This is a genomic window from Aquiflexum sp., from assembly GCF_041749095.1.
Lineage (GTDB): Bacteria > Bacteroidota > Bacteroidia > Cytophagales > Cyclobacteriaceae > Aquiflexum.
Window position 1 is genome coordinate 1 of the sequence record NZ_JBGTCA010000338.1, and the last position, 3,511, is coordinate 3,511.

The following is a 3,511-nucleotide window of genomic DNA, read 5'->3' on the forward strand; positions in this document are numbered from 1 at the left end:
CTGGTTTAAGGCCGGAGTGCATTGTGTGGGCATGGGATCCCAACTGTTTGGCAAAAAGGCAATAGAACAGGGAGATTTTGATGGATTGGAAATAAACATCAAATCAGCTTTGAACATTATTCAAGAATTGAAATAGATGATTAAATATACACTAGGCTCATTTCTGTTGCTTACACTCCTGCTTACCGCCTGCACCGGTCCCAGAGGAGTAAGGTTGATAAAATTGGGACATGGATTGGGTGTCACCCATCCGGTTCATGAAGCCATGGTTTTTATGGCAAAGAGAGTAGAGGAGAAGTCCGAAGGCAAAGTCCAGATACGTGTTTATCCAAACCAACAATTGGGTACCGAAAGGGAATTGGTTGAATTGCTTCAGATAGGCAGCTTGGGTATGACCAAAGTCTCCTCCGCTACTTTGGAAAGTTTTGCTCCGAAAATTCAGGTGTTGTCCATGCCGTACCTCTTTAGGGATGATGCGCATCGTGACAAGGTTCTGAAAGGAGAAATCGGCAAACAATTGCTTTCAGAAAGCGAGGAATTCTGGCTCAAAGGATTGGTTTATTATGATGCCGGTAAAAGGAGTTTTTATACCAAAACAAAATCGGTTGAAAGTCCTGAAGATCTGAAAGGACTGAAAGTAAGAACTCTTGAGAGTAATATGGCCATCAATATGATCAAAACCTTTGGCAGTTCACCCACTCCTGTTTCCTATGGAGAGCTATATACTGCCCTTCAGCAGGGTATTGTAGATGGCGCGGAAAACAATCCTCCCAGCTTATATACCTCCAGGCACTATGAGGTATGTAAATTTTATTCCATCAATGAACACACTGCAGTCCCTGATGTAGTCATTGTCAGTACAAAAGTCTGGAATACCCTGGATGATGAGGAAAAGCGATGGATTCAGGAGGCTGCTGATGAGTCCGCCGTTTTCCAATATAAACTTTGGGCTGCTTCTGTAGAAGAATCTCTTAGAGAAATGGAAAAGGCAGGAGTAACAATTACCTATCCCGACCCAACCCCATTCAGAGAAGCCGTCGAATCCCTTTATGAATCATTCAAAATTACCGAACCTGAAATGTATGAAATGGTGGAGAGGATAAGGAGGGTGGAGTGAGGGAAGGGAAGAAAGGATGAAGGAGAAAGGATGAGGGATGAAGGTAGTAAGGTAGAATTTAGAGGGTAGATTTTAGATTGGGGAAGAAGGTAGAGGGAGGAAGTAGGAAAGATGAAGGAGAAAGCGTCATTGCGAGGAGCACTTGAGAAACTCTGATATTTTGAAAAATCCTTCGTGCGACGTGGCAATCTCTTAAGGGATGAAGGAGAAAGGATGAAGGATGAAGGTGGTGCGTCATTGCGAGCCTGCCTGCCGATTTTGGTAGGGAGCACTTGGGAAACTTTGATATTTTGAATAGTCCTTCGTGCGAAGTGGCAATCTCTTAAGGGATGAAGGAGAAAGGATGAAGGATGAAGGCGGCACGTCATTGCGAGGAGCACTTGTGAAACTTTGGTGTTTTGAAAAATCCTTCTTTCGACGTGGCAATCTCTTAAGGGATGAAGGGGGAAGGTAAGGTAGAAGGTAGAAGGTAGATTGTAGATTTGGGCAGGATGAAGGTAGAAGTTAGATGGTGGAATTTGTTCATGTTATTCAGCTTTTATCTTAGGTTTGATTTAATTCACAAGTGCCGTAGGCATGACCGATTTTATAGCCCTGTAATTTATTGCAGGGTAAAAGAGGAAGTTAATGTCACCAAAAATACCGTAGGTATGGACGATATTTGAAATTAAAGAAAAAGGCGGATAGCATCATGTGCCGTTAAAATTGGTAACGTCTCTATAAAGAGGCACACATAGGCGGAGGTTACTCTAAAAGCTGACAACTTGCCAATCACAACAAAAATTCCCCCGTCCACAGAGGCGGAACAATTAAAACCATTTAAAAAAGTACAAACTAACCCAAAAAAATGGCCAACCTAAGTTTCAAAACCAAACTTGATAAAATAGTGGCAGGGGCCTTGATCATATTGATGGCTTTTATGGTCGTCAACGTCACTTGGCAGGTAATGTCCCGATATATTTTTCAAAATCCCAGTTCATTCACAGATGAATTGTCCAGGTATATGCTGATCTGGTTGGGAATGTTGGGGGCTGCTTATGTTGCCGGACAGGACCAACATTTGGCCATTGATATCCTGCCCAGAAAACTGAGCGGTATTCCAAAAATGCGACTGATGATAATTATCAATTCAGTGGTATTGTTTTTTGCATTATGCGTAATGGTTTTGGGAGGAAGTAATCTTGTGTATATCACCTATATTTTGCAGCAAAAATCCGCAACTCTTCAAGTCCCTTTAGCCTTTGTATATTCTATCATTCCCATTAGTGGATTGTTAGTGATTTATTATCAGATTTTTAGTATCCAAAACCATTTGCAAACCCAAAAAGCCTGATCAACATGGAATATATCAGTATTTTAATCTTGGTATTATCTTTTATTGTCCTGATGGGAATCGGTGTCCCTGTTGCTTGGAGTTTGGGTATTTCCAGCTTTCTGACATTGATGGTGTCCGTTGCTGTCATTCCTTCCGGTACCACCATAGCCCAAAGAATGGGTACAGGATTGGATAGTTTTGCTTTATTGGCCATTCCTTTTTTTGTCCTGGCAGGAGAAATCATGAACAAAGGTGGGATCGCCAATAGATTGATAGAACTGGCAAAAGCTTTCACAGGGAGACTTCCCGGTGGCCTGTTGTATGTCAATGTCATTGCAGCCATGTTGTTTGGGGCTATTGCAGGTTCGGCAGCTGCAGCCGTTTCAGCTATTGGAGGAATCCTGGGAAAAAGGATGGATGTTGAAGGATATCCCAAAGGACTGGGTGCAGCGGTCAACATCACTTCCTCGACTACCGGTTTAATAATTCCTCCATCGAATATACTGATCGTATATTCATTGGCTTCGGGTGGAGTTTCCATTGCGGCCCTGTTTATTGCAGGGTATTTGCCAGGGTTGTTTATTGGTCTGATATTGATGGTGACAGCAGCAATATTTATCAAAAAACACAATCTTCCCGCCGGAGAGCGAACAACTTTAAAAGAATTGACGAGCAAATTTTTCCGTGCTTTTCCATCTTTGATGCTTTTGTTCATTGTGATAGGAGGGATCGTTGGTGGGGTATTTACAGCCACAGAGGCTTCTGCCATTGCAGTGATTTATACTTTGGGTCTGTCATTTTACTATGGAGAACTGAAATGGAGAGAAATTCCTTCAATTCTTCTTAAATCTTCTGAAACTACTGCTATAGTAATGCTGCTGATTGCCACATCCATGAGTATGTCTTGGGTGATGTCCAGTGAAGACATACCCCAATCCATCAGTGCTTCATTGCTTTCCGTCTCTGACAATATTTTTGTCATTTTGATTTTGATCAATCTGATCTTATTGTTTGTGGGGATTTTTATGGACATGACTCCGGCTGTCTTGATTTTCACCCCGATTTTCCTTCCTATTGTG

At 42.1% G+C, this 3,511-nt stretch carries 3 protein-coding genes; all 3 read left to right on the forward strand.

Translation table 11 applies throughout. The features are described 5' to 3' along the window. Positions 1-136: 136 nt before the first annotated feature. A complete protein-coding gene (locus tag ACEW8O_RS15360) occupies positions 137-1,117 on the forward strand; it encodes a TRAP transporter substrate-binding protein (protein WP_373495505.1) in 981 nt (326 codons plus the stop codon). 847 nt (positions 1,118-1,964) lie between these two features. Beyond that, entirely contained in the window at positions 1,965-2,450 is a 486-nt protein-coding gene (locus tag ACEW8O_RS15365) for a TRAP transporter small permease (RefSeq protein ID WP_373495506.1), read from the forward strand. A gap of 5 nt (positions 2,451-2,455) precedes the next feature. Next, the coding region (locus ACEW8O_RS15370) for a TRAP transporter large permease (RefSeq protein ID WP_373495507.1) at positions 2,456-3,511 on the forward strand (1,056 nt) is incomplete at its 3' end.